Origin of the sequence: Klebsiella sp. A-Nf5, from assembly GCF_002810545.1 — a bacterium.
In the GTDB taxonomy this organism is placed as follows: Bacteria; Pseudomonadota; Gammaproteobacteria; order Enterobacterales; family Enterobacteriaceae; genus Klebsiella; species Klebsiella variicola.
Genome location: NZ_PIOG01000202.1, coordinates 1 through 934, shown reverse-complemented (window position 1 = coordinate 934; position 934 = coordinate 1). Strand labels below are relative to the sequence as shown.

Annotated in this window: 1 protein-coding gene; it reads right to left on the bottom strand. The window is 40.6% G+C overall.

Annotation, left to right across the window (positions count from 1 at the left end):
• Positions 1 to 102: 102 nt before the first annotated feature.
• Positions 103 to 567: an OB-fold putative lipoprotein gene (locus CWM53_RS20235; protein WP_100680603.1), complete on the bottom strand. Its 465-nt coding sequence runs from the start codon at positions 565 to 567 to the stop codon at positions 103 to 105.
• Positions 568 to 934 lie beyond the last annotated feature (367 nt).

The following is a 934-nucleotide window of genomic DNA, read 5'->3' as shown; positions in this document are numbered from 1 at the left end:
AACCCCGCTCCGGCGGGGTTTTTGCTATCTGAATCCGTGACGCGGATGAATGACTGTCCACGACGCTATACCAAAAGAACGCGGCTTATCGGTCAGCTACCGTTATTTAACCACCTTAGGATTTTGCAGCCTCGGTATCGTAGAATCTTGCAACTGATGAACCTGGCCTATTATCGTGGCGATGCTGCCGTTACTTAAGGACTCAACGTCTGATTTTGTATGTGAACCAAAATTGAAGGTAAGAAGTTTATCCGTTTTATTCTGTTCATCTCTCATCGTAACGATATAATAGTAGCTGTCGGCGATACCGCTCATCCGCCGAATGTCAACAATCACGCCACGAATCTTCACCCATTTACCCAGATTATCGCTGCTGGCTTTTGCAGGATTAAGGGCATACGGCTGCAGAAACTGCGCGACCGAATACGTCGGCATCGACGCGGTAGCGTTATCACCGGGTTGAAATAATTTATCCCCTGCGGTAAAAAAGGCCTGCGAGGCCAGGCTACAGCCGCTTAACAGCGATATGGAAAAAAACAACGATAATATGCGAAACCGTAATGACATACCTATCTCCTTTTCTATTCTAAATATGATGTCCCTAACATGCTGGATAACTTCATCCGCGCTTATTAAATAGAGTAAGTGTCACTGCTGTCAATTATTTTGCGCTCTGCAAATGGTTAGGTTAATGTAATGGTTAAGGTATATTTTTTAGAATAATAAATAAGCTTGGAAATATCTTTTTTGTATATATATATTCTATGAATATATTATGTCTGTGAATATAAAAATCTTTATGAATTATTTTTTACATTTATTCATTGTAGACTGAAAAATAATAAACCGCTATTTCAGGCACTTTCACTTCAGGATAAAACAATGAAATTAATGACCCGTATTGCGTTTGCAGCCCTTCTGACTACCGGTTTCT